Genomic DNA, 25,776 nt, shown 5'->3' with positions numbered 1-25,776 from the left:
CTCAAGGAGGCAGCGATAGCGGTGGGTCGGACGATAGCTATATGAGGCCTTTTTACGCCTGCAGCTTTCTCCATACGTCATACTGGCGCCATGACTATCGACTCGCCCCTCGCCGCTTATCAACACGCCATCGCTCAACAGGGTTTCGTTGCCGACGACGCCCAGCGCAGGGCGGTGGACGCCTTGCAAACCTGCCACGCAGCCCTGCATCAACACCGCGCGCCGATTCGCGGTGTCTACCTGTGGGGTCCGGTTGGTCGTGGCAAGACCTGGTTGATGGATCAGTTCTATCAGAGCCTACGCGTACCGGCGCGGCGCCAGCATTTTCATCATTTCATGGGCTGGGTGCATCAGCGTCTGTTCCAGCTGACCGGCACCCAGGACCCGTTACAGGCCCTGGCCAAGGAGCTGAGCCAGGCAGTGCGCGTGTTGTGTTTCGACGAGTTGTTCGTCAATGACATTGGTGACGCGATCATTCTTGGTCGCTTGTTCCAAGTGATGTTCGAGGAGGGCGTGGTGATGGTCTGCACGTCCAACCAGCCGCCCGACCAGTTGTATGCCGATGGCTTCAACCGCGAGCGGTTCTTGCCAGGCATTGCGGCGTTAACGCGGCACATGCAAGTGGTGTCAGTGAATGGCGCTGAGGATCATCGCCTGCACCCTGGTGCAAGCCTGCAACGCTATTGGGTCAATCAGCCCGATGCGCTGGCCAGCGTGTTCAAGCCATTGGCCGAAGGGCAGGCCGTCAGCAGCGCACCGGTCATTGTCGGTCATCGTTCTATTCTTGCGGTCCAGTCCGCTGAAACCGTGCTGTGGTGCCGTTACGCCGGTCTATGCGAACAGCCCCTGGCAGCGATGGACTTCATGCTGCTGTGCGATCGTTTCAAGGCCATCCTGCTGGGTGAAGTCCCCAACCTCAGCGCGCAACAGCGCCCGGGCCGAATAGCCCGCGGCACCGAAGATGGCGCACGGCGCGTGGAGGCCGGTGACCGCGAATTGCCGCAACTGTCGGTGCACGACGATAGCGTGCGTCGATTCATCGCGCTGGTGGACGAATGCTACGACCGCAGGGTGCCTTTGTTTATCGAGGCCCAGGTGCCCCTCGAACAGCTGTATACCGAAGGTTACCTGGCGTTTCCTTTTCGCCGCACCTTGAGCCGTCTGCAGGAAATGCAGTTGCAACGTTTTGGCTAAGGGCTGTACGAAAAAACACCCACGACGCAGTGTCCATGGCTTTTTAGCGACATAGGCTTCGCGATTTCAGGCGGATATTTGTAGTTAATCTCCTTCATCTGATAGCTGCCGGGCGCTTACAATCATGACCCTCAAAGGGAGCCGATTCCCTTGTTGCCGTTATCGAGGAAGGAAATGGACACCCCTGACATCCTGGTGCTGCAAGCCAGCTACACCAACGCCGTGCATGCCGAAGCCATCGCCCTGGTGCTCAACCACTACGCCGAGGACCCGATGGGCGGGGGGCACAGCCTGGACCCCGACCTGCTGCAACAACTGCCGGCCGAATTGGCCAAGCGGGCGCATGCGTTCAGCGTTTTGGCATTTGTGAATGGCGAGCCGGCCGGGTTGGTGAACTGTTTTGAAGGCTTCTCGACGTTCGCCTGCCGCCCATTGGTCAATGTGCATGACGTGGCGGTCATGGATGCGTTTCGTGGCTTGGGTTTGAGTCAGAAGATGCTGCAGAAGGTCGAGGAAATCGCCCGTCAACGCGGCTGCTGCAAAATCACCCTGGAAGTGCTCGAGGGCAATGAAGTGGCGAAGTCGGCGTACCGCAAGTTCGGGTTTGATGGCGCTCAGTTTGATCCAGCGTATGGAAAGATGCTGTTCTGGAATAAGCCGCTCTAAGTCAGTATTTAACGCTCAATAAAAAAGGCGCCACTACAGGGCGCCAAGTTAGCCTTTGCCAAAGGAGCGGAATGACAAAGGGTATAACGGTAAATCAACTTTTTGGTTGCTGGGTATCATCGGTTTTCAAATGTTTTACATCGCTGGAAGCCGTTTGCTCGGCTTTTTCTTGAGCCTGTTTTTGCATGAAATTGAAGTTGGCGTAGAACTGCTTTGAGCGCTCGGAGCCCCCTTCAGCAAAGGCTGCGGCGGAAGTCAGGGTCATCAGGCCAGCCAGTATCAGAGTCGAAATTTTCATCGTCGGTATTCCCATAAAGTGTGAGTGGGTCTGTTCGGTTGGATCAGACTCGTGGGGCCGATTATGTGCAGGCGCGATTAAGCGAAGCTTAACTGAGCAACCTCCAACCTTAACGATTTCGTTAAGGTTGAAGTTCATGTGCAAGCGTATTTAAAGCTTCCAATCCAGCGCGAGCGTTACAGTGCGCGGGTCTCCCCAATAAATACCGTTATAGAAGCCGACACGTTCGTAATATTTTTTATCAAATAGGTTGTTGACGTTGATTGACGCCGAAACGTGCTCATCGAACTGGTAGCGGGACATCAGGTTGACCACCGTGTAGGCCTGCTGGGTGATTTTCGCCCGCTCGGTGACCAGCCTGTCGCCCATGCGCTCCCCGGTGGGCCTGTTACCGAACTCATGGATATCGCTCTGCCAATTGACGGCGCCACCCACGGTCAGGTTGCGCCATGCACCCGGCAGACGATAGGCGCTGGACACCTTCAACAGGTTCAGCGGCTGCCCGGTGTTGTTACGCTTACCCGAGCCATTCAGCGAGTGGGTGTAGGTGTAGCCTGCGCTCAGGTTCCAGTCCGGCAGCACTTCGCCGGCCACCTCCAGTTCGAAGCCATTGACCTTGTTACCTTTACCGCCCGACTTGTAGTATTCCTCGCCTGTAGTCGGGTTGGGTGGCACCGAGTCATCCCGTTCGGCAACGTTGTCCTGTTTGCTCCAGAAGTAGGCGGCCGCCACGTTCAAGCGTTCGTCCAGCAGGCTGCCCTTGAGGCCCACTTCATAGTTGCTGCCCACCACGGGCTCCAGGTACTTTTTGTTGACGTCCTTGACACTCTGCGGCTTGAAGATGTCGGTATAGCTGGCATACACAGTGTATTGCGGGGTGATGTCATAGAGCAGCCCGGCGTAGGGCGTCCACATGTCATTGTGGGTCTGGCGGGCCTTGTTGGCCCTGAGTAATTGGTCGTTGTCATCGTAGGTGGGCGCCGCGCTTTCCAGTTCCCAACTGCCATAACGGCTGCCCAGTACCGCGTGCAGGCGCTCGGTAAGGCTCAGGCGCGTGGCCAGGTAGCCGGCTTTCTGTTGCTTGCTGCTGTGTTCACCCTTGAGGTTGGTAACAGTGTCGGGGAACTTGCCGATCCCGCCCATGTATTTCCAGTCTTCAATGGTGTAGTAATTGTCAGGAATGCTGTTGCGCATCAGCGGAGAAACGTCGCGTTGCGCGGCCTCGCCGTAACCCATCATCAATGCATGTTCGCGGCCGAGCAGGGCGTAGCTGCCGGACAGGTTGAGGTCAACCGCCTCCATTCTGGAGGTGCCGCGCATGTGGCTTGCCCAGGCGGTCATGCCGCTGCGGTCGTCATTGGGAAAACCCGCGCCGCCGTAGTACACCTTGCCATCCGTGTCGCTCTGGCGGTGGGTGTAGGCCGCCTTCAAGTGCCAATCGCCGCTCAACCGGTGATCGAGGGTGGCGAAGGTGGTTTTGTCCGTCAGCGGCCAGGAACTCCAGTGCGCCGCCATATTGGTGGAGCGCGACAGCCCGGCTTTGCCACCCTGGCTGTTCCAGTAAGGCACGGTGCCCCAGGAAGTGCCTTGTACTTGCTTGTTCTGGTAATCAAAGCCTACAGCCAGCACGGTATCGTCAGACAGATCGCCTTCAAGGATGCCGTAGCCGACCGCTCGCTGCAGTCCGTAGTTGTCACGCCAGGACTGGCTGTCGCGGTACGCCAGCACCGTACGCCCGCGCAGCCTGCCGTCGAATGCCAGTGGGCCGCCCACGTCCACATAGCTGTAGTAATTGTCATAGCTGCCGGCCTTTACCCCGGTTTGCGCCTGCCATTGGGCGGTAGGGCGCTTGCGCACCATATTGACCGTAGCGGAAGGATCGCCGGCACCGGTGGTCAGGCCCGTGGCGCCGCGGACTACCTCGATGCGGTCGTAGATGATGGTGTCGGCGTCGGACTTCATGAAGCCGAAGGTATTGAGCATCCCGTCAACCTGGAAGTTGGCGATGCTGTAGCCCCGTGATGTATAGGCCACGCGGTCGGAATCATTGTGCTGGACGTTGACCCCCGTGGTCTGACGCAGCACCTCCGTGAGCGTATTGAGATTGAAATCATCCATCTGCTGGCGAGTGGTCACCGAAATCGATTGCGGGGTTTCCTTGACGGACAGGTTGAGGCGGGTGGCGGTACTCATCGAGCCGGTGGTGTAGGCCCCGGTATGCTCGGTGGTGGCTCCCAGATCATCGGCGCTGATGCGCGTGGCGCCCAGTTCGAGGGGGATGCGCTCGGGGTCGGTTTCGGCCAGCAGCTCTGGGCTTGGTACCAGGCTGAAGAGGCCGAGGGTGAAAGTCATGGAACGAGTGAAAGGCGCGAACATGGCGGGTGGCTCCTTGTCGTCTTTGCGGCCACCCAGGACGGGGAAGGCCTTGGTTCAAAGACGAAAGGAGCGGGGGAATTTTAGGTCTGAACGAGAATGATTGTTATCTTTGTGTTACGGCGCCGGTTTTTCCTGCAGCACCACGTCTGTCGTGCTCACCTTTTTCGGCTTGATCAGGCTGAAATCGATCAAGGCTTTTTGCTGGCGCAGGTACGGGTTGCCGATCAACTGCGGGCGCGGCGTGAAGCTGTCGCTCACCAGGCTTTTGGTGCGGTCCAGCTCATTGAAGCTCAGCCCGGCCAAGTCGGCCCAGGTGTGAATCAACTGCGAGCTGCTATAAGGCCGCTGCACGTCGCCGGCAAAGCTCCAATCGTGGTTTTCACGCCATTTCGGCGAGGCATAGGCCATGAACGGAATGGTGTACATCGGTGCGGTCGGCTTGCTTTCGTTGCGCCCCAGGGTGTCGTGGCCGGTTGAGTCGAAGACGTCTTCGCCATGGTCCGACAAGTACAGCAGGAAGCCGTTCGGGTCGGTCTTGGCGTAGTCCTTGATCAGGCTCGACACCACGAAATCGTTGTACAGCACGGCATTGTCGTAGCTGTTATAGGTGGGCAGTTGATCGTCGCTCACGCCCGCCGGCACGCCCTGGCGGTCGGTGAATTTGTCGAACGTCGGCGGATAGCGATACTGGTAGCTCATGTGGGTGCCCAGCAAATGCACCACGATGAACTTGCGCTCGGCCGGGTCGGCCAGGGCCTTGGAAAATGGCGCCAGCACGTCGCCGTCGTATTGACGGGCGTTCTGGTTGCGGTTGTTGTTCAGGTACACCTGCTCGTCGGCCTGTTCGGAAAACGTGGTGAGCATGGTGTTGCGCTTGGTCATCGTCTGTTGGTTGGTGATCCAGTAGGTCTTGTAGCCGGCCTGTTTCATCACGCTGACGATCGATGGCGTCTTGAGGTACAGGTCGGGGTTTTCTTCGTCGGCGAAGGTCAGCACCTGTTGCAGCGCTTCGATGGTGTAGGGGCGCGGGGTGATGACATTGTCGAATACCGCCAGTTGATCGCGCAGCTTGTCCAGTTCCGGCGTGGTGTTGCGCGGGTAGCCGTAGAGGCTCATGCGCTGGCGGTTGGTGGACTCGCCGATCACCAGCACCAGGGTCGACGGCTGGCCGGCCATGCTGTCCTTGAGGTTGGTCAGGGGCGGGATCTGGCTGGCGCTGTCGAGCATGCCTTGCATGTTGTCCAGCTGTTCGGTGTAGCGCCGGTAAGCGACGATCATCTGCCACGGCACGGCGGGCTCGATGCGCGATTCAAAGCGGTCGACGGCATCAGCCAGGGTGTCGCTGCGGGCGATCTGCTTGACCAGCGGATAGCCGATGACGCCTACCAGGATCGCTGTCGCCGCCAGCATGGCCTGGCCACGCGGCAGATACACCGGGCGCACGCGGGTCCAGAGGAAAATAGCCACGGCGGTATGGGCTATGAACGCCAGCACGATCCACCAGGCGAAATACTGGGTGGCGTATTCGCCGGCTTCAGAGATGTTCGACTCGAACATGATGAAGATGACGCTCTGCGAGAATTCCTGCTGGTAGATAAAGAAATAACCAAGGCTGGCCATGGAACAGGCCCACAAGACCACACCGATCAAGGCGGCGAGCAAGCGCGTACGGCGGGGAAACACCAGCAGCGGCGCCAGCCAGATCGCACTCATGAAGAACGCTTGGCGAAAACCGCTGAAGCCGGATGTGCCGCTGAGTTGGATCAGCAGTTGGGTAATACCCGAGAAGTACCAGAAAAACAGAAATAGCCAGCCGAGACCGGCCCAGTCAAAGCTTTTCGCAGACTTCGTGCTGCGTTCGAACATCGCCATCCAGCGCTCCACCCCGGTAATTTTTCAGTTGACGCGCAGGGCTGCGCGCAACAGAGGCCACCCATGCATGGGGTGGCCCTTGGGGGCGGGAGTATCGGCAGGAGCATGTGAAAACTTTGTGAGATTTTTGTAGGGTTTATCTTACAAAGCGATGACGAGGCTCAGCAGAGCGCGGGTTGCACACCGTTGGAGTGGTCCAGCTGGGCCTGGATGATATGAGCGCGCAGGCGCAGGACTTCCTGCTGCAGCTGTTCGCGCTCGTCTTTCAACTGGCGCAGCTCATCGCGTCGGATAGAGACATAGAGCGTCTGGGGAGGACGGGACATCTGGTGTGCAGTGCTCATTGCTTACCTCGCAAATAGCCGGTGTGTCGCGGTGTGCCAGAACGCTTGAGTCGAGGTTCTCGGCATCAGTCAGGGCAATTCTGAATTCTTTTTGCGAGCAATGGAACTTTTTTATTTTTGATGGTCGTGTGACTTTTTGATCGATGATGCTGAAATGATGGCATCTTTTTATCATGAAACTAGATGGATCCGCTCTGGACTAACCCTCATTAGCCTCATTGCGCTATAAACTATGTCACACATTTTTTAGAAGTTAGGAGCATCAGCACATGCAACTGGGGATTATCGGACTAGGCCGCATGGGCGGGAATATTGCACGGCGCCTGATGCTCAATGGGCATACCACCGTTGTTTACGACCGTAACGAAGCTTTCGTCAAAGGCCTGAGCGAAGAAGGCGCCACCGGCGTTGCCGACCTCAAGAGCCTGGTGGCCGGGCTGCAAAAACCGCGCACCGTCTGGGTCATGTTGCCCGCAGGCGCGCCGACCGAAGACACCATCAATGAATTGAGCGCGCTGCTGGAAGACGGTGATGCAATCATCGACGGCGGCAACACCAACTATAAGGATGACGTTCGCCGGGCCAAGGCCCTGGCTGAAAAAGGCCTGCATTATGTCGACGTCGGTACGTCCGGCGGCGTCTGGGGCCTGGAACGTGGCTACTGCATGATGATCGGCGGCGACGCCCAGACCGTGCAGCGGCTCGATCCTATCTTCAAAAGCCTGGCCCCAGGGCTGGGTAACATCCCGCGCACCAGGGACCGTTCCGCCAGCGCCGACCCGCGTGCCGAACAGGGTTACATCCACGCCGGCCCTGCGGGTTCCGGGCATTTCGTCAAGATGATCCACAACGGCATCGAGTACGGAATGATGCAGGCATTTGCCGAAGGTTTTGACATCCTCAAGACCAAGAATTCGGAAAACCTGCCCGAGGACCAGCGTTTCGACCTGAACGTTGCCGACATCGCCGAAGTCTGGCGCCGTGGCAGCGTGGTTTCGTCCTGGCTGCTGGACCTCACCGCCGACGCTCTGGCCACCGACCCTAAACTCGACGGTTACTCCGGTTCCGTGGCCGACAGTGGCGAAGGCCGCTGGACCATCGAAGCCGCCATGGAGCAAGCCGTGCCGGTGCCAGTATTGTCCACCTCGCTGTTTGCGCGCTTCCGCTCGCGCCAGCAGAGCACCTACGGTGACAAGATGCTCTCCGCCATGCGCTTCGGCTTTGGTGGCCACGTGGAGACTTCCAAAAAATGACCGCCAACGGCAAGAAACTCAAGGCCGAACCCGCACCACCCACCACTTTGTTCCTGTTCGGCGCCCACGGCGACCTGGTCAAGCGCCTGCTGATGCCGGCGCTGTACAACCTGAGCCGCGACGGGCTGCTGGGCGATGGTTTGCGCATTGTCGGCGTGGATCACAACGCCATCAGTGATGCCGACTTCGCCAAGAAACTCGAAGATTTCATTCGTACCGAGGCCGCGAGCAAGGTCAAAGGCAACGCCGATAACGCACTCGATCCGGCGTTGTGGGCGCAGTTGGCCAAGGGCATCAGCTACGTCGAGGGCGATTTTCTCGACGACAGCACCTACGCCGATATCGGCAGGAAAATCGCCGAGAGCGGCACCGGCAACGCGGTGTTCTACCTGGCTACCGCGCCGCGCTTCTTCAGCGACGTGGTGCAGCGCCTGGGCAGTGCCGGTTTGCTGACCGAGACCGACGACAGTTTCCGTCGCGTGGTCATCGAAAAGCCCTTCGGCTCCGACCTGGCCACCGCCGAGGCGCTGAACGCCTGCCTGCTTAAAGTCATGAGCGAAAAGCAGATCTATCGCATCGACCATTACCTGGGCAAGGAAACGGTGCAGAACATCCTGATCAGCCGTTTCTCCAACGTGCTGTTCGAAGCGTTCTGGAACAACCATTACATTGACCACGTGCAAATCACCGCCGCTGAAACCGTCGGCGTGGAGACTCGGGGCAATTTCTTCGAGAAGACCGGCACCCTGCGCGACATGGTCCCCAACCACCTGTTCCAATTGCTGGCCATGGTCGCCATGGAACCGCCCGCGGCCTTTGGCGCCGACGCCGTGCGCGGCGAAAAAGCCAAGGTGATCGGCGCGGTACGCCCCTGGTCCCTGGAAGATGCGCGGGCCAACTCAGTACGCGGGCAATACACCGCCGGTGAAATCGCCGGCAAACCACTGCCCGGCTATCGCGAAGAAGCCAACGTCGCGCCTGACAGTAGCACCGAGACCTTCGTCGCCCTTAAGGTGATGATCGACAACTGGCGCTGGGTCGGCGTGCCGTTCTACCTGCGCACCGGCAAGCGTATGAGCGTGCGCGACACCGAAATCGTGATCTGCTTCAAGCCAGCGCCCTATGCGCAGTTTCGCGATACCGAGGTGGATGAACTCAAGCCTACCTACCTGAAGATCCAGATCCAGCCCAATGAAGGCATGTGGTTCGACCTGCTGGCGAAAAAGCCCGGACCGACCCTGGACATGGCCAATATCCAATTGGGTTTCGCCTACAAGGACTTCTTCGAAATGCAGCCGTCGACCGGGTATGAAACCCTGATCTACGATTGCATGACCGGCGATCAGACCCTGTTCCAGCGTGCCGACAACATCGAGAACGGCTGGCGAGCGGTGCAGCCGTTCCTTGATGCGTGGAAGGAAGACGACGGAATCCAGGCCTACAAGGCGGGTGAAGATGGCCCGGCCGCGTCCGATGCATTGCTGGCCCGCGACGGCCGTACCTGGCACAGACTCGGATGAGTGACGCAGCGATTCATCCCATCCGTTTTATCCTCAGCGATGTGGACGGCACCTTGCTGCATCCGGATCACAGCCTCAGCCAGCGCACCGCCGATGCGGTGCGTGCATTGCGTGAGGCTGGGGTGTTTTTCAGCCTGGCCAGCGGGCGACCGCCCAAGGCCATGCTGCACCTGGTAGAAACCTTCGGCATCGACGTGCCGGTGGCGGGCTTTAATGGCGGTACGTTGATCAATCCGGATGGCAGCATCCTGGTTGCCCATCACCTGCCGGCGGAAGCGGCGCTGGTGACCCTGGCGCTGTTCTCGGCGCAGCCGGAGGTGGAAGTATGGGTGTTTGCCGATGGCGACTGGCTGCGCCGCGACCTGCCAGGGCCGATGGAGCCGCGCGAAGCCCACGGCCTGGGCTACGGGCCGGTGGTGGTGGAGAGTTTTGAGCCGTACCTGGACCGGGTCGACAAGATAGTCGCCGCCAGCAACAACACGCAGTTGCTGGTTGAACTGGAAGCGCAGTTGCACCCCAAGGTGCAGGGGCTGGCCCAGGTTTCACGTTCGCAACCGGTGTACCTGGACGTGACCGCGATGCTGGCCAACAAGGGCGAGGCTTTGAAGACCCTGGCGGCGCATTTGGGGGTTCCCATCGAGCAGACCGCGGCGATCGGCGATGGCGGCAATGACCCGGCGATGTTTCATGTGGCCGGGTTGTCAATTGCCATGGGGCAGGCCGAAGAAACCGTCAAGCGCCAAGCCAACGTGGTCACCGGTAGTAATATCGAGGACGGCGCGGCGGAAGCCTTCGAGCGGTTTATTCTGGCGGCCCAATAAGCGCCGTGTGTTCTAACACTGAACTTGCGCTCATTTAAACCATGAGCGCAAGTTGCGCTGCTCATTACTTCGGCATTGCCCAGGACTGCAACTGGTAGCCATCTTTATCGAGCTCGGCACGGGCTTGCAACAGCAAGTGTTCCAACTGCGCCGGGTCGGTGTAGGCACTCGACGACAATTGTTTGCTGCCGATACGCGTATTGGTGCGATCGATGACGCTCAGGCTCAGGGCGCCGTTGCCATCGTGCCAGGCCACGCACTGAAAGGGTTGGAAAGCACGGTCTGCGATCAAAAGAGCTTCGTTGATGCGGAGCGGGGCGTTCATGTGGGTTCTCTCTCATTGCCCATTCAAGTGAGTGCCGGCGGTTGGGCTGACCGTGCGGCGGGTTACTTGTACTGATGCGCGATGGCGGGGTGCGGGTCACATGCTAGAACAACTATTTTCAACTTTTACTGATTGACGTCATGTAAGCGACTGTTTTGAAAGCTGAATGAAAGTTCGGCTACGCGCTAACTTTTTTGATCAAAGCGCACGGAAGTGGCTTTTTGCCCCGACTTATAGCGAATCGGTACAAGGCTCGCGTCAAGATCTTGCTAGGGTTAGCCACAGACGTCACAAGCCGTTGTTTATAAATACATTTAACAATTTTGACGCCAGGGAAAAGTCATGGGTGGACCCCCCGTTCAACGCCGTTTGCTAGTGGTCGATCCCTGTGATGACTGCCACGCGCTGCTGCCCGGTTTGCGCGCGGCGGGGTGGGAAGTCGACAGCTGCACATTGGCAGCGGTCGGTGACCGGTCCTGTGATGTCGGCCTGTTGCGCCTGCAGCCTTATCACCTTGAGCGCCCGGAGGCGGTCAAGGAACTGATCGGGCGCAGCGGCACCACCGAATGGATCGCCGTGCTCAGCCAGGACGTGCTGCGCCTGCAAAACGTCGGCGATTTTGTGTGCGAATGGTTTTTCGACTTCCATACCTTGCCCTTTGACGTTGCCCGCGTGCAGGTCACGTTGGGCCGTGCCTTCGGCATGGCGCGCCTGCGGGGCAAGGGCCATACACTGGTGGATGAGCCTGAGCATGAACTGCTGGGCGACAGCCGCCCGATTCGCGAGCTGCGCAAACTGCTGTCCAAATTGGCGCCCACCGAATCCCCGGTGTTGATCCGTGGCGACAGCGGGACCGGCAAGGAGCTGGTGGCTAAGACGCTGCACCGCCAATCCCAGCGCCAGGGCAAACCGTTTGTGGCGATCAATTGCGGTGCAATCCCGGAACATTTGATCCAATCCGAATTGTTCGGCCATGAAAAGGGCGCGTTTACCGGCGCCCACCAGCGCAAGATCGGACGCATCGAAGCGGCCAACGGCGGCACCTTGTTTCTCGATGAAATCGGCGACCTGCCGATGGAGCTGCAGGCCAACCTGTTGCGCTTTTTACAGGAAAAACACATCGAGCGAGTGGGTGGCAGCCAGCCGATTGCGGTGGATGTGCGGGTATTGGCCGCCACTCACGTCGATCTGGAAGCCGCAGTGGAGAAGGGCACCTTTCGCGAAGACCTGTACTACCGCCTCAACGTGCTGCAAGTGGTCACCGCCCCTCTGCGCGAACGCCATGGCGACGTCGCGATGTTGGCCAACCACTTTTCGCGCTTCTACAGCCAGGAAACCGGCCGCCGCCCGCGCAGCTTCAGTGACGATGCCCTGGTCGCGATGGGCCAGCACCCCTGGCCGGGGAACGTGCGCGAGCTGGCCAACCGCGTGCGCCGTGGCCTGGTACTTGCCGAAGGGCGGCAGATCGAGGCGGCCGACCTGGGATTGCACGGCCAACCGGCACTGTCGGTGCCGATGGCGACACTGGAAGACTACAAGCACCGCGCCGAACGCCAGGCGCTGTGCGATGTGCTCACCCGGCACAGCGACAACCTCAGCGTCGCGGCCCGCGTGCTGGGGATTTCCCGGCCCACGTTCTACCGGTTGCTGCACAAACACCAGATCCGCTAGGGCGGGTAAACCGAAAAGCCCTACAACGACCCTTATCGTTGTGGGGCTTTTCCTTTCCGCGTGTGGACGATCTGGAACACTGCGGTGTCTTTATTGGGGCGGCTTCGCCACCCAACGCGGGGCAAGCCCGCTCGCCACAGGTTATTTGAGCGGCTCTTCTAGAAGTAATACGGAAATTTCAAGCTGAACGTAAAGTCCGGCGCATCGTCCGTCATGCCGATCGCCAGGTTCGGCACGATCGTCAGGTTATCCGACGCCGCAATCGTCATCCCCACGTTGAAATAACCCGCGTTGGCATCGCTGGACACCACCGACTGCCAGTCGCCGCCGTTCGGCTTGAGCTTGCTCTTGCGCTGTATCAGGTCGGACACCGAGAACGACATGCTCATCTTCTCGTTCAGGGCGAAGGCGACGCCGACGCCGAACTGGAAACTGTCGCCGAGGCTCACCTTGCCGCCGACTTTCTGGTTGGCGTTGGAGCTGATGTCATCGAACGAATCCTCGAAGTTATGGGTATACGACAGCGAGCCAAACAGCACGGCCGGGTCGAACGTCTTGACCAGGGAAATCCCCGGCGTCACCGACCAGACGCCGTTGCCTGTGGGCAGGCTTTCGGGGACGAACAGGTTGTCGTTGTTTGGCGCCTCGATCAGCTTGATGCCATAGGGCTCCTTGCCGGTGGGCGCCTTGACGCGCACCGACACCACCGCATCCGGCAGGCTGTCGGTTTCATCGAGGAATTTGTAGGCCAAGCCGAAATTGACATCGCCGATGGTGGGGTCGCGGGTGACCGAGGCTTCAGAGGTCATGGTGCCGCTGTTGTTGGCGCCACCCGACTGATAGGTGGACTCGCGGTAGACCACGGGCACGTTTACGTCGAACTGCCAGCGATTGTCGACGTTGTAGCGTCCTGTCAGGTCCAGCGTCCAGTTATCGGCCTTGATCCGATCCAGGTTGATGTTGCCCAGGAAGATCGAGTCCAGGGCCAGGAAACCGTTGAGGGTCAGTTGGCGTGCATCGTAACGGGCGTAGGTAATGCCGGTTTCGAAGCTGAACTTGCCGTCACCGAAGAAACCGCTGGCTTCGTTGTACAGGTTGCTCACGCTTTGCGCCGGGGCGGAGTCGTCCTTGAGGTTTTGCCCGTAGGAACTGCCGCCCCCGGCACCGCCGGATGCCGCCGCCGCGCCCACGCCAGGCGTGCCGGCCACGGTGGTTGCGCCCTTATTGAAGTCGGCAGGGGACTTGGCCAGGCGCTTGGGTGCCTGCGCAGCCGGTTGGTCTTCTACCTGGCGTACCCGTTGTTCCAGTACGGCCAGGGCTTTTTGCTGCACTTCATAGCGTTGCTTGAGCTCCAGCAGTTCTTTTTTCAATGTTTCAATATCGGCGTCCGGTGCCGCATAAAGCGTGGATGCGGGCAATAGCGTACTCAAACAAATCACGGCACGTAGCGATAGCGATCGATGCATGAAGTCAGCCGTCCCATTTTTAATGCGTAAGTGTCGTGGCTCAGCGTAGTTCAATAACCGATGCTGCGTAGACCCTTGAGTTGATCCAGGTTGAGGTTCTGGTTGAGGGTGTTCAACGTGTTGTTGCCCAGCACCACATTGAGCTGGGTCAGGTTGCTGACCAGGTTGCTGTTGCCCTGAATGACGGTGCCTTGCAGCACGTTGCCGCCGCCAATCTGCTGCACCACATTGCCCTGATTGTGGTTGGCTTGAATGCCCATTTGCAGGCCGCCGTTCCTGGCTGAAATACTCACCTGGCCCGCGCCGCTTTCACCGGTGATGGTCTCGCCGGCCACCAGCGCCTTGCCTGACTGCACGATATTGGCCGGCGCCAGCCCATTTCGGGTGACGTTGATGTCCACGCCGTTGTTGGCTGTATTGCCGTCACCCGCAGCGCGTACGCTCTGGGTCACGCCCTGGCCGCTGCCCAGGCCGGCGCCGCCGACAACCGTGCCGGAGCCGGGCGTGGGGGTGGCGCCATTGCCGGTGGCGCTGGTGGTGGTCACGTAGAACTGCGGAGTGATGGTCGAGGAATCGATCTGCATGCTGGCCTTGCCGGTGATGCTGTCACCTTGTGCGTTGGTCCAGGTGCTGCTCATCACAATACCGAAACTGACGATGCGCCCCGGCATCACAAACCGCCCGCGCAGGTCGGCCATTTCCGCGTCCTTGAGTTCCACGGGCTTGAAGGCCGATGACGCATGGGCGGGTATCGAGGCTGCCAGGCACATGACCGTCAGCCAACGGTAAGTGTTCATCGTATGCTCCCGGAGCGTCCTGCTCCTATTGCGCCTCTTGCTAGAAGAAGTCGCTCTGAATGAAACCGAAGTCCATCAGTTCGCTGTCGCGTACCGGGGTGAACTCGTTCAATTGGTTTTTGGCGGTCAGTGGCGCGGGCGGAGAGAGCAGGGCGTTGCTCTTGTCGTAGCCTTCGCCCAACACGGCGAATACGATGCCGTTCCAGCCCTTTACGAAGTCGGCCTGTGAGTAGCGCTTATGACCCAGCACGGGGTCGCCGATATACACCCAGTCCTTGTCGCTGCGCTGCAGCACCACGAAATGCTTGTAGCCGCGAATCTCCAGCAGCACCACAACGGGCACTTTCACCGTGACCAGCACCTCGGGCGTTATCCGGTAACCCCGGGCGCGCATGCCGATACTTTCCAGGTATCGCTTCATATCGAGCATCGAGAAGCCCTGGGTGCGCACCAGCTCCTGGTCCGCGCTGGTCAGCATGCCCTTGATCACGTGGGCTTCATCCACATCCATCCAATAGGCTTGACGCAGGATGGTTGCCAGCGCGGCGGCGCCACAGCTGAAATCGGTTTTCTGTTCCACCAGGTTCGAGAACTTGCGCTCGCGGATGCTTTCCACCTTCTTGTAGATCAACCCGCCATTGGGCATGACCAAAGCCATTTGCCCTGCCCATGTGGGGCCGGTGAGTGCGAGCAGAAGGAGAGAGGCAACGAGGCGCATGATCGTATGACCTGGCGGGCACTGGAATGAGAAGGGCCTTGTCGCCAAGGCCCTGTCAGGATCAGAAGCGCGTGATTGCCACGTTGTTCTGACCTTGGTTGTTGCTGCCCGCTGCAACGTTGGACGCCGTGATGCCAGAAGAGCTGTTGAACGAGTTGTTCACGCTGGCATCGTTGCGCACGGGCGTGGTTTTCCAGCCATGACCGGTGCTGCTGAGGTTGAGGGTCAGGTTGCCGGTAACTTCCTGCGCGGCATTGATGGTGGAAGCCCCACCTTTGCCGTCGCCGGAATTGATCGCAACGCTGTTGCTGCCTTGGTTGGAGGTACCGGCAGCCACGTTCGATTGCCCGATGCCGGAACCGTTGTTGAAGCTGTCGTTGACCGACGCGTCGTTTTGAGTCGCGTTGTTGACGACCAAGTTGCCGGAGTTGGCCTGGGCCGAATTGACTGTGGCAAACACGAAGTCTGCATCGCCTGCGGTGATGGCTACATCGTTCTTGCCCTGGTTGTTGTCGCCGGCCGCCGTGTTGCTGCCGCCAATGCCTGAGTAGTTGCGGAACGATTCGTTGACCGAAGCGTCGTTTTCAGTCTTGTCGTTGAGCACGACGTTGCCATGGTTGCTCTGACCGTCGTTGACGGTGGCGGCAGACGATGTGGGCTGGGGTTTATAGGGGTTGTAGTCACCTGCTTGAGCCGCAACAGCCATGAGCGCAGCGAGAGCGAATGCCAGTGGTTTGAGAGCCGTGGTAGGTTTCATGGTGTTTCTCCTTGCTTCTATGAGTAGGTTAAGTGTTGGTACGGTCCAGCTATCAGGCTCAACTCCATCAGTTGAACCTCAGGTTCAGGGTGTTAGCCACTCGGTTCCCCACCCCGGCGCTCTGGTTGACCTGAACCACTCCACGACTGCCGGTGAAGGCCTGGTCGCTGGTAACGACCTGGCGGCTGCCAGTGGTAGGGGTCAACCCTGAGTCTGTTGCAAGCGCAACGTTTTGTTGCGACATGACACTGTCATCGATGCTTTGCGGTCCAGTGTTGACGCTGATTCGCACGGCATTGATCGATTGGTTCCCGGCCCCGGCGGACTGATTGATACTCAGCACACCGTTACCATTGCTGAATGAGTTGCCCTGGATAGTGGCTTTGGCGTTCAGGGCGCGGTCAGCGGCAGCACCGCTGATTTTCTGCGACACGAAGAGATTGGCCTGGGCGTTGTGCCCAATGGAGATAACGACGTTGTTGCTCAGTTGCTGTTGATCACCGGCAGCCTGGTTGAGCGTGAGTACGCCGCTGTGCTGTCTGCCGGAGTTATCGATGGTGGCGTTGTTATTGCTGTCGGCCATGGCCGCGCCACAACCTAACAGCGCGAGCAGCATCCAGGAACGGTTCATCTCAACGCCCCCCTGCCAGGCTGCCGATGGCGTTCAGCGGTTCCAGGCCGCGCGCGACCGCACCATTGATCGTGCCAGAGAGGCTGTTGCCACCGCCGTGGCCGGCGGCGCTGCCCGTGCCCAGGCCTACGCCGCTACCGTTGTTGTCGAAGCCGGGCAAGTAGCCTCCCGGCAGAACGGTACGCGTGATGCTGGAGCCGCTGGCGATCCCCGCGATATCGGTGTCGTTCAGTTCAGTGTTCATCCCACGAGAGATTTGCGCGGACGGGTTGGCGTTGGCGGTGGCAGGGCTGGGATCGGAACCGGCGGTGCGGCCCCACATATGGCCGCGTACGGCACGCTCGATCACGATCACACCGTTACCTTCGGCGAGCACTGGAAGGCTCGCGCCGGTACTCAGTACACAGCTGATCAGAAGAAGGCTCAATGAACCTTGAGTGTGAATGGCCACGGCAATATTTCCTTATGCTTCGCGCTGACCCTAAACAGCGCTGTCAGGAAGAGAGCAGAAGACGTGCCGCTTTTTACTTAGTCTCTATATTCAATGGCTTGCGAGTATTCGTGGGCAAAATGATGGCAGTGCTGTTTCGCCCATGAAACACCGGGCTGCCCGCACGCAACGCCCCAGCCACTGCGCAAACGCTTCACCCGCTGTATCAGCGCTGTAACACTCCCCGAGAAAAAACACCGAACCCGCGCCGCTCGGGCGATCCAGGGCATCGAAGTGTTAAAGAAATGGACAGTTGGGGCGTGACGAAGCCTGTGCAGGCAGGCAAAAGCTCAGCCCTTGGGCGCTTTACGCGGAATCGAGTTGAGTACGGGGTTGCCGTCCTGGTTCTGGGTCAGGTAGACCGGCAAAACCTTGGGCAGGGAAGGGATGAGGTTGTTGACCTCATTGATGTTGTAGATGCCACCGATGCGAATCGCCCCGGTGCCGGCGTCGGCCAGCATCACCGGTTTGCTCAGGTAGCGGTTGATCAAGGGCAGCGCGTCGGCCAGGGCCAGGTTGTCGAGGATCAGCTTGCCCTGGCGCCAGGCCAGCGCCGTGTCGTTGGGGTTGATCGCGCGCACGCTCGGCGTGGCATCGCCCCGCTGATAGCTGGCTTGCATGCCGGGCGTCAGGGGCACGCTGCCGTGGACCTGGTCGCTGGCAATCTGCACCGAACCTTCGAGCAGCATCACCCGCACCTGGTCCTCGTACTTCCAGACGTTGAACTGAGTGCCCGTGACACGCACCTGGCCATTGCCGGCGCGCACGATAAACGGATGGGCGCTGTCATGCCTGACGTTGAAGAACGCTTCGCCCTTTTTCAGCGTGACCCGCCGCTGGTCCTTGTAATGGCTGTAGACCAACTCGGTGCCGAGGTTGAGTTCAACCTGGCTGCCATCGCCCAGGGTGACCTGGCGCAGGCCATCGACGGCGTCGAAGCGCTCGTAGGAACTGGGCAACCAACCCGCTTCCCAACCGGTAAAGGCCGCGAGGGGCAGGGCGGCCAGGCAAATCGCCGCCGCCGCATAGGTGCGCAAGCGGCTGCGGGGCTTGAACGGCGCCACCAGCGCCGGTGCGGTTTCGGTGCGTGGGAGGTGGTCGGCGACGTCCCAGATTTCCAGCATGGCCGCGTATTCGAAGGCATGCAGCGGGTCGGCATCGTGCCATTGCGCAAAAGCCTGACGTTCATCCGTCGTGCAATCACCCGCGTGCAGGCGCATGCACCAATGCGCGGCGGCGTCGGTGATCGCGTCATATTCGACTTCTGAAAGGGACTTTTCGCTCATTAACTCATCCTGATTTCCCACATTCTAACCTCCAGGGTAGACCGCGAGAACAGCCATCATGGCGATTGCACATCAATTGGAACTTATTCTCGTTTGAACGCACCTAAAAAGCTCAGGACATTCTCACAATGGAGTAAGAACATGCTGAAGAAAACCCTAGTCGCTTTGTGTGCAACCAGCGCCTTGCTCAGCGCAGGCGCAGCGATGGCCGACAAGCCGGGCGCGGGCTGGATCACCATCGAGAAGGCCATTGAGGTGGCCAAGACCAAGGCCGGTTACATCGAGGTCTACGCGGCCGAAGCGGATGACAATGGCTATTGGGAAGTCAAAGGCCGTAAATCCGATGGCACGGTGTATGAAGCGCGAATCGATGGCGCGTCGGGCAACATCCTGCGTGATCAGAAAGACTGATTCGCACTACCGGGGAGCCTGTTCAGGCTCCCTGATCCAAATCTCGCCCCAGTTGCATAATCAGATACGTTACCGAGTCGGCGTTCGCCAGAATCGTATCGATGCGCTTGTCCACGTTACTCATGAAAATTTGCCGGGCATCGTCCAAGGTCTTGGCCCCCGTCATTTTGAAAATCTTGTCTCTGATCGAGGCCGTGGACCGATCATGCCCGGCCTCTTCCCAGCGCCTTTTAAACTCGTTAAAGGTCAGGAACAACAGGCTCGCTGGCGTCAAGACGGACAATGCGGTATCGCGCAGGTGTGACAGTTTAGTGTGCATTTTTTTTCCCGCGTCGGTGCTGACATCAATGAGATCTTGAAACGGTCGCACAGTGTCCAGATACGCCACATCCTCGGTACGGCTCATTAAATGCGTCAGTTCGTGGATCAACACCGTTGCCCTTGCATGAGCAGCGATGCTGAACGGAATGGTCAGATGGCCTTCATACATCTCCAACTGGGGGTCGAAAAAACGCTCCAGCAAGTAGATCTTCTGTTCAATGTCGTCCAGCAAAACAAACGCGAAGCTGTCACTGGGGCGCCAGCGCGAATTACCGATGACAAAACGCCCTGAGTCAGGCTTGCACAGACTCGGGTTGACCAATTCATTGAGCACCTCATCGACGCGCTGCTCGACCCGCCTTAACTGCTCGGGCGTGAGGGTGATTACACCGAAAAGTTCGTTAAAAAAACGCCCAAGACGGCTTGCAGGGTCACGCTCACCCGCGAAATGCACGACGTTGCGTTTGCAGTTCACGGTGTAATACGTCGCGACGTTGAGCGCCTCGTTGATGCATTGGGCTTTCCAGTTCGACAGCGCGGCAATCTGCTCCATGCCGACCGCCTCGATATTGATCGATTCCCGTTCGGCCGTGCGTGTGTGCCTGCGTCCGGCATAGCGAGACAAGGTTTTACCGAACCTGGGGTCGTGTCGGCTCAGGTCCAGCACCCAACGGCCCTCGGCGTCGCGCTGCACGAAGGGCCCGATGACTTCATCAAGACTCACGCACCAGCCATCACCGGTGTTGCGCACCGGATACACCTTGCCCGCCACCGGCACGAAATGACGCAAGGTATTGGGTTGCTGGAACACATGACTCAGCGGGCTTTGCGTCAGATCGGCGAGGGCGATGTCGTGCTGTTCGAAGTGTTGCATGCGCGTGCGCAGCGGCTCTGTCACATCCAGGGTGGCGAGCGTCGTGGCGGTGGGCTTCACGTCGCCCGACCACGAGGGCGCGGGGGCCGGCTCGCCGTCGGCTGGCAGCAGGGCATCCAGCTCTTTGCGCAGCGAGGCCAGGGTGGCCGCACCACGGATGAAGCTTTTCAACGCCGAACCCCAACGGTGTTGCTGCAGATCTTCGGCCGAGGTCATAAACAACTTGAAACTGCGCCAGACCACCAACGGGTAGCTGAGCTTGCCGGCAATAAATTGCAGGGCGGTGGGAATCGCCTTGCGCAGCAGATCAGTGACCGTATCCCATTCGCCCTTGCCGTCCGGGTCGAACTGGCAGGCCAGCATCTTGACCAGCAAGCGTGTGTTGTCATCGAACAGCAGCGTCAAGTGGTTGCCCCTTATCGGCGTCGAGGCTAACTGCAGATCCACACCACTCATCGGCGTGCGTGGCTGTAACAGATGTCGATAAGTGGACTGATGGGCCACGTCCAGCCGGCGGATGACCCAGTCCTGCAAAGGTCCGGGACGCTCCAGTTCGTCGAGCAGGTCCTGTTCGCGGGCGTATTCGCTGAGTACCGGCAGAGGGCTGTAGGGCGCGTACAACACCAGCGGCCCGGTTGCTCCCGATTGCGGCCCGATCAGGTACAGCCCCAAGGGTTTGACCACCACCGCGCCGGCGGTGGCGATCAACTCCAGCGGGCGAATCATCGCCGTGGTGCCGCTGACGGCTTCGCGCGCAAGCGCATCCGGCATGTCAAATACCTGCTGCACAAAACTCCAGGCCGTGGCGCTGAGGCGTTCTTCGAGCTTTTCCTCATGGGCATGGCGCAGCAGTTGCCAGGGCAGCTGTCGACAGAACAGTGCTTGACGCTGGCGCGCCTCATCGCTTTGCCCGCTCAGGTGTGTATTCAGCAGCGCGCCCAAGTGCGTGGCCAGATCCAGTTGGCGCACCAGTTGCACCACGGCCGCGCCGTCCAGCGCCGTCGGCAGTGACGTGGCCGTGCGCGAATAGGGGCGTAAGTTGTCGCCGCTCAGCTCGGGCAAGTGATCCATGGCGAAGTCGACCAGGCTCAAGGCATGACCGTCGAGGCGCGCGCGACCAGCAATGAGGACGTTGTCCGGGTCAATTGACTGGCCTGCGAATCGTTTGTCCAGCAGTGCTGCAAGGGCCCGGGCGACATACTCGCGCAGCCCCTCCAGGCTATGCAGGTAGTCGCGCTCGTCCAAGGTGTTGACCCGGTATTGCTCCAGCAGCTCAGCATGCAGGATTTGCTCCCGGGGCGCGGCCATGCCGAGCCACACGGGCAACGCTTGCTGATGAGTCATCGCGTGCGCCACGGCCAGCGCATTACTCAGGTTGTTCGGCGGCGGGCGTTGCAAAAGGCTGTCCAGGCAGTCTTGCAGGCGACGCGCGCCGAGCGGGATCGACAGCAGGTAGTCAACGCCGTCGAGCACAAAGTCGCGCCAGCTCTCCTGGCGATTGTCCAACAGGTGGTCATCGATACGCTGCAAAGGCCCAAGGCGATAGCGTTGATGGGGCGTGCGACGCGTGACGGCGAGGTTTTCCAGAAGTGCAAAACGCTCATCCGCTTGCGCCAGGCGCTGCTCCAGGACGTGGCGGGCCGCCTGGATCGAGGCGAAGACTTCATGACCCCGGCGCGGCGTCCATAGAACGGCCTGGCCGGAATGCACGGGGTCGGTGCCACCGCGCTCGGTCAGCACGAAGCCATTGGCCAGGGCCTGTGGTTGTTCGTCTTCGCCCACCAGGACCGTCAAGCCATAGGCGTCCGGCAGGAAACCATCCAGGCCGTGGCGCCTGAGACGGGTCAGGCTGTCGGGGCGCAGTACCGTGTCGAGGATGTCGTGGCCACGGCGTGCAAGGGTTTTGTACAGCAGGCGCAGTTCGGCTTCGCTGCGCAGCCCCAACAGCAACGCGTCATTGAGGGGCTTCTGGTGCTGCTGCAGGAAGTGCCGGGGCAGGGTGCGGATATCGTGGTTGACGAACGGCCCCATGGCGCTTTCAACGATGGCGTTGAATGTTTTGCCGTCCAGATTATTGAAGCGCAGGGCATAACCCGCGAGCCGCGCTGTGTAGAAACCACTGAGCGGTGAGTCGGCAATCGGCCCCGTCGTTCCGGCCAGGCGCTCGATAAAATGTTCGACCATGCTCAGCGACTGTTCGGGCGTGCGCTCCTCCACTTGCTGCGCCTGGCTGGCATAGGTGTTGATAAACACCGAAGTGGCTTCGAGCGCGCGCTGATGTTTTTCCAGCTCGGCATTCAATGTATGGGCCGCCAGCTTGCGCAACGTCGGGTGGTCGCGGTACAGCGCGCGCACCAGGGCGTCGGCCGCCAGCAGGGCTTGCAACTGCGCCTTGGCGCGTTCCGCCTGCACCGTTGACGGGCGCCCATTGCCGCTGGTGACCGGGTGCATGCTCCAGCGTCCACCGGCGTCAAGCGCCAGCAGGCGTTGATCGGTCATTTGCCGCACGTCCAGAGCGCAATCGAGCAGGGCAGTCAGGTCGACATTGCCATCACTGCGTCGGAACACGCCCAAGGCATATTCCATATTGCTTTGCTGCTTAGCGGATACCGCCTCGATCATTGTTGAAAACACATTACCTTTTATTTCTAAGCCAATGATTTGTATGTCATTAATTCCTATATAGTCGTTGCGTTCATCCAGGGATAGGAAGTTGAGCAATTCATCTTCGTGGCCGGCTGTCTTGAGCATTTGCAGGAGTGTTTCGTTGAGGTCATCCATATCCTTGAGCACCTGCAGCCCACGCGTCTGGGTATAGAGATAGGCGTGGGTCTCGTTGATCAACAAGGTGCCTGCCAATTCCACGTAGTGCTGGTAGGGCGCATGGATACGCACCGTCTGGACGCGCAGTGACGGGAAGTCAGCTTTACGAGTGGCTTGATCGGGTAAAAAGACGCCCTGCAGCACATGGCTTTCCTGGGCAGAAATAATGCCGTTCTGACGCTTGAGCAGCAGGTCGGTTCGGAACTTGTCGCTGAGCACTTGGGCGAAAAAGCCGATACGCGACTGGCCATCGGCGAAATCTTCGTTCCAGTACGTTTGCAGCAGGCTGCCCAAGAGCTTGGAGAGGATCGCCGAGCATTGTTCCACCAGGCTTTGCCAGCGCTCTACGTCCTGCACCCGTTGTGCCTCGGTAAAGCCCTGGGTGACATGACGCGGGTTGACGAAGCGCCGGGTTTGCTCGGCCGGCCAGCCTTGCGAGAGATAGAACTGCAGCAGGGCTTCGTTCAAGGGCACGGAACTCACCCAAACGGGCGCACGACCGTGGGTCGTCGGAGCAAAACTGTTGACTAGGCTGTCACGATGATCAAGGTCTGGAAAATACGAACGGCTCATGATGCCCAGCAGGGTATCGAGCATCCACGGCAGGGTGGGTATGGTGCGCAACTGATCGAGCATCTCCCGCACATTCTGCTGCTGGCACGCTGCGAGGGTGTTTTCCTGGTCCTGCAGCACGGCGCCGTTGATGGTTTCCGGAACCAGCTTCAGGTCAGTGGCATTCGCCAGATCGGCGCGTTGACGTATTGAAAGAAAACTAATTAATTCAACATATTGGTTGTTGTTTTTAAGGTTTTTAGTGAGGTTTTCGAGCAGTTTCTCACGGTTATCGAATACTTCCAGTCCTGCGTAAGGCGTGTACAGCACCGCCTTATCGTCCTCGGGACCGGGGCTCATCATGAAGGCCCCGGCCAGGGGAATGGGGGCTTTGCCCGTGATGTGAATCATCAGCTTTTCCACCGCCATCGGCGCCTCCCGAAACCTGGGGCTCTGCCGCGCTTCGTCAGTGGCGTAGTACAGCGTATGCAGCCAATCCAGGTCGCGCAGGCTCAGACCCAGCGCACGTTCGCGCTCGGTGGGCTGCTTGCGCCTGACCGGGCGCAGGAACTCGTCAAAAAAATAGGGCGGCGTCAGCCGTGTCATGGTGAGGTTTCCATTACAGCCAGGGAGATAGAGGAGGCTAAGCGTGGGCGATGCTGGCAGGACGGTAGATAGCTGCCGCCATTTCGGCGACGCATGCACAAACGTGGATTGACAGCAGGCGCGCAGTGCGTTGTTTAATCCAAGGCCTGGGTTTCCAGTCTTGTTGCCCCTCCAATCATAAAATCGGAGCTTCAGATGTCTGCGCAGTCCTTGGTAGTTGAAGGTTCCACGACCCGCATCGACTTTGCCGCGCTGGTGGCATTGCTCCAGCGCATCTTCGAGCGCCATGGCACGTCGGCGCACGTGGCGGCGATCCTGGCGCGCAACTGCGCCAGCGCCGAGCGAGATGGCGCCCATAGCCATGGCGTGTTTCGCATGCCCGGTTACCTGTCCACCCTGGCCAGTGGTTGGGTCGACGGCATGGCTTTGCCTGAGGTCACGGATGTGGCCTCAGGCTACGTGCGGGTGGATGCGCGCAATGGCTTTGCCCAGCCGGCGCTGGAAGCGGCCCGCGCGTTGCTGGTGAAAAAAGCCCGCAGCGCCGGGATCGCCTTGCTGGCGATTCATAACTCCCATCATTTCGCGGCTTTATGGCCCGATGTCGAGCCGTTCGCCGAAGAAGGCCTGGTGGCGCTGAGCGTGGTCAACAGCATGACCTGCGTGGTACCTCACGGTGCTGATCGGCCCTTGTTCGGCACCAACCCCATCGCCTTCGCCGCGCCGCGTGCCGATGGCGCGCCGATTGTGTTTGACCTGGCCACCAGCGCGATTGCCCATGGTGATGTGCAGATCGCCGCGCGCAAGGGCGAGCGCTTGCCGCCGGGCATGGGCGTGGATGGGCTGGGCCAGCCGACCCAGGACCCCAAGGCCATCCTTGAAGGCGGCGCACTGTTGCCGTTTGGCGGGCACAAGGGCTCGGCGCTGTCGATGATGGTCGAGTTGCTGGCGGCGGCGCTGACCGGGGGCAACTTCTCATTCGAATTCGACTGGTCGGAGCACCCCGGCGCGCGCACGCCCTGGACCGGTCAGTTGCTGATTGTGATCGACCCGAGCAAGACCGGCGGCCAAGTGTTCGCCGAGCGCAGCCAGGAACTGGTGCGGCAGATGCATGCAGCGGGGTTGCGGCGCTTGCCGGGTGACCGGCGACATCGCACGCGGGCGAAGGCAGAGCAAGAGGGGATTGTGCTGGAGGCTGAAGAGTTGCAGCGCTTGCAAGCGATGGCAAGCGCCTGAAAAAGGGCTGCGCACTGGGCGCAGCCGGTCTTGCTCAGTTGCGACGGCCCAGCAGCAGGCCCACCACCAGGCCAAAGCCTGCGGAAATCGCCACGGTCTGCCACGGGTGGCCACCGATATAGGTTTCGGTAGCGTCCACCACCGGCTTGCTGCGTTCGCGCACGCTGGACACAGAGTCCAGCGCTTGCTTGAGTTTGATGGCGACCTGTTCGCGCAGGGTTTCGCCTTCTTCACCCACCAGCGCGGCGCTGCTTTTAAGCAGTTTGTCCGATTCTTCGATCAACGCCGTCAGTTCACTGAACGCTTGATCCTTGATTTGCTCTTCGACGGCTTGGGCAGCGGTTTTGCGGGCCATTGGGTGACTCCTTGCGGGTGAATGTGGCAGTGAACAATGGAGTGCCGCGCGTCGGCAAAAGTTGCAGTTTATTTGCGCGCCGGTCGCCGTGGGCAAAAATCGGAATCAGGAAATTT

General features: G+C 59.8%; 22 protein-coding genes. 8 read left to right on the top strand and 14 right to left on the bottom strand.

All coding sequences use genetic code 11. The features are described 5' to 3' along the window. Window positions 1-90: 90 nt before the first annotated feature. Window positions 91-1,194, top strand: a complete 1,104-nt coding sequence (gene zapE / locus ACLH0H_RS27380) for a cell division protein ZapE (protein WP_411380461.1) — start codon at window positions 91-93, stop codon at window positions 1,192-1,194. Between the two features lie 174 nt (window positions 1,195-1,368). Next, the gene (locus tag ACLH0H_RS27375) at window positions 1,369-1,860 is read left to right on the top strand and encodes a GNAT family N-acetyltransferase (RefSeq protein ID WP_076952433.1); all 492 of its coding nucleotides are present in this window, start codon (window positions 1,369-1,371) and stop codon (window positions 1,858-1,860) included. Between the two features lie 94 nt (window positions 1,861-1,954). Here the strand turns inward: ACLH0H_RS27375 and ACLH0H_RS27370 are convergent, their stop codons facing one another. The 4 genes from ACLH0H_RS27370 to ACLH0H_RS27355 form a co-directional block, all read right to left on the bottom strand. Continuing rightward, a complete protein-coding gene (locus ACLH0H_RS27370) occupies window positions 1,955-2,158 on the bottom strand; it encodes a hypothetical protein (protein ID WP_411380460.1) in 204 nt (67 codons plus the stop codon). Window positions 2,159-2,308: 150 nt separating this feature from the next. Next, window positions 2,309-4,534 carry a TonB-dependent siderophore receptor gene (locus ACLH0H_RS27365; RefSeq protein WP_411380459.1) on the bottom strand — a complete coding sequence of 742 codons (2,226 nt, stop codon included), beginning with the start codon at window positions 4,532-4,534 and terminating at the stop codon, window positions 2,309-2,311. Window positions 4,535-4,648: 114 nt separating this feature from the next. After that, the gene (locus ACLH0H_RS27360) at window positions 4,649-6,406 is read right to left on the bottom strand and encodes a phosphoethanolamine transferase CptA (protein ID WP_411380458.1); all 1,758 of its coding nucleotides are present in this window, start codon (window positions 6,404-6,406) and stop codon (window positions 4,649-4,651) included. A 161-nt stretch (window positions 6,407-6,567) separates the two neighbouring features. Then, window positions 6,568-6,732, bottom strand: a complete 165-nt coding sequence (locus ACLH0H_RS27355; RefSeq protein WP_411382472.1) for a DUF6026 family protein — start codon at window positions 6,730-6,732, stop codon at window positions 6,568-6,570. Between the two features lie 287 nt (window positions 6,733-7,019). Between ACLH0H_RS27355 and gnd the strand changes: the two genes are divergently transcribed. Genes gnd through ACLH0H_RS27340 form a run of 3 tightly spaced genes read left to right on the top strand, consistent with a single transcriptional unit; the run spans window position 7,020 to window position 10,344 of the window. Beyond that, complete coding sequence (gene gnd / locus ACLH0H_RS27350) at window positions 7,020-8,003, top strand: phosphogluconate dehydrogenase (NAD(+)-dependent, decarboxylating) (RefSeq protein WP_411380457.1); 984 nt, start codon at window positions 7,020-7,022, stop codon at window positions 8,001-8,003. After that, window positions 8,000-9,523, top strand: a complete 1,524-nt coding sequence (gene zwf, locus ACLH0H_RS27345; protein WP_411380456.1) for a glucose-6-phosphate dehydrogenase — start codon at window positions 8,000-8,002, stop codon at window positions 9,521-9,523. The genes gnd and zwf overlap by 4 nt, the downstream gene beginning before the upstream one ends. Then, on the top strand, window positions 9,520-10,344 hold the full coding sequence (locus ACLH0H_RS27340) for an HAD family hydrolase (protein WP_411380455.1): 825 nt from the start codon (window positions 9,520-9,522) through the stop codon (window positions 10,342-10,344). The genes zwf and ACLH0H_RS27340 overlap by 4 nt, the downstream gene beginning before the upstream one ends. Before the next feature lie 64 nt (window positions 10,345-10,408). Here ACLH0H_RS27340 and ACLH0H_RS27335 read toward each other — a convergent pair whose 3' ends face one another. Continuing rightward, window positions 10,409-10,669, bottom strand: a complete 261-nt coding sequence (locus ACLH0H_RS27335; protein ID WP_411380454.1) for a hypothetical protein — start codon at window positions 10,667-10,669, stop codon at window positions 10,409-10,411. 342 nt (window positions 10,670-11,011) lie between these two features. On the opposite strand from ACLH0H_RS27335, the gene ACLH0H_RS27330 reads away from it, so the two are divergent. Continuing rightward, a complete protein-coding gene (locus ACLH0H_RS27330) occupies window positions 11,012-12,340 on the top strand; it encodes a sigma 54-interacting transcriptional regulator (protein ID WP_411380453.1) in 1,329 nt (442 codons plus the stop codon). Window positions 12,341-12,498: 158 nt separating this feature from the next. Here ACLH0H_RS27330 and ACLH0H_RS27325 read toward each other — a convergent pair whose 3' ends face one another. From ACLH0H_RS27325 to ACLH0H_RS27295, 7 genes are all read right to left on the bottom strand, one after another. Beyond that, window positions 12,499-13,806 (bottom strand): hypothetical protein, encoded by a 1,308-nt coding sequence (locus ACLH0H_RS27325; RefSeq protein WP_411380452.1) that lies wholly within the window; start codon window positions 13,804-13,806, stop codon window positions 12,499-12,501. A gap of 50 nt (window positions 13,807-13,856) precedes the next feature. Next, on the bottom strand, window positions 13,857-14,603 hold the full coding sequence (locus tag ACLH0H_RS27320; protein ID WP_411380451.1) for a hypothetical protein: 747 nt from the start codon (window positions 14,601-14,603) through the stop codon (window positions 13,857-13,859). Window positions 14,604-14,643: 40 nt separating this feature from the next. Then, complete coding sequence (locus tag ACLH0H_RS27315; protein WP_411380450.1) at window positions 14,644-15,321, bottom strand: C39 family peptidase; 678 nt, start codon at window positions 15,319-15,321, stop codon at window positions 14,644-14,646. Window positions 15,322-15,382: 61 nt separating this feature from the next. Beyond that, window positions 15,383-16,078, bottom strand: coding sequence for a heme utilization protein (locus tag ACLH0H_RS27310; protein ID WP_411380449.1), 696 nt, complete (start codon window positions 16,076-16,078; stop codon window positions 15,383-15,385). Window positions 16,079-16,145: 67 nt separating this feature from the next. Beyond that, on the bottom strand, window positions 16,146-16,709 hold the full coding sequence (locus tag ACLH0H_RS27305; RefSeq protein ID WP_411380448.1) for an adhesin: 564 nt from the start codon (window positions 16,707-16,709) through the stop codon (window positions 16,146-16,148). Between the two features lies 1 nt (window position 16,710). Then, on the bottom strand, window positions 16,711-17,160 hold the full coding sequence (locus tag ACLH0H_RS27300; RefSeq protein WP_411380447.1) for a hypothetical protein: 450 nt from the start codon (window positions 17,158-17,160) through the stop codon (window positions 16,711-16,713). 329 nt (window positions 17,161-17,489) lie between these two features. Further along, window positions 17,490-18,485: a FecR family protein gene (locus ACLH0H_RS27295; protein ID WP_411380446.1), complete on the bottom strand. Its 996-nt coding sequence runs from the start codon at window positions 18,483-18,485 to the stop codon at window positions 17,490-17,492. Between the two features lie 141 nt (window positions 18,486-18,626). Between ACLH0H_RS27295 and ACLH0H_RS27290 the strand changes: the two genes are divergently transcribed. After that, complete coding sequence (locus ACLH0H_RS27290) at window positions 18,627-18,896, top strand: PepSY domain-containing protein (protein ID WP_411380445.1); 270 nt, start codon at window positions 18,627-18,629, stop codon at window positions 18,894-18,896. Window positions 18,897-18,918: 22 nt separating this feature from the next. On the opposite strand, the gene ACLH0H_RS27285 is transcribed toward ACLH0H_RS27290, so the two are convergent. After that, complete coding sequence (locus tag ACLH0H_RS27285) at window positions 18,919-24,072, bottom strand: dermonecrotic toxin domain-containing protein (protein WP_411380444.1); 5,154 nt, start codon at window positions 24,070-24,072, stop codon at window positions 18,919-18,921. Between the two features lie 195 nt (window positions 24,073-24,267). Between ACLH0H_RS27285 and ACLH0H_RS27280 the strand changes: the two genes are divergently transcribed. Continuing rightward, complete coding sequence (locus ACLH0H_RS27280; protein WP_411380443.1) at window positions 24,268-25,305, top strand: Ldh family oxidoreductase; 1,038 nt, start codon at window positions 24,268-24,270, stop codon at window positions 25,303-25,305. A 34-nt stretch (window positions 25,306-25,339) separates the two neighbouring features. Here ACLH0H_RS27280 and ACLH0H_RS27275 read toward each other — a convergent pair whose 3' ends face one another. Then, on the bottom strand, window positions 25,340-25,660 hold the full coding sequence (locus tag ACLH0H_RS27275; protein WP_017738628.1) for a YqjD family protein: 321 nt from the start codon (window positions 25,658-25,660) through the stop codon (window positions 25,340-25,342). Window positions 25,661-25,776 lie beyond the last annotated feature (116 nt).

Source organism: Pseudomonas sp. MPB26 (assembly GCF_046605355.1).
GTDB lineage: Bacteria > Pseudomonadota > Gammaproteobacteria > Pseudomonadales > Pseudomonadaceae > Aquipseudomonas > Aquipseudomonas cedrina.
The sequence above is the reverse complement of the archived record's forward strand: the minus strand, read 5'-3'. Positions and strand labels throughout refer to the sequence as shown.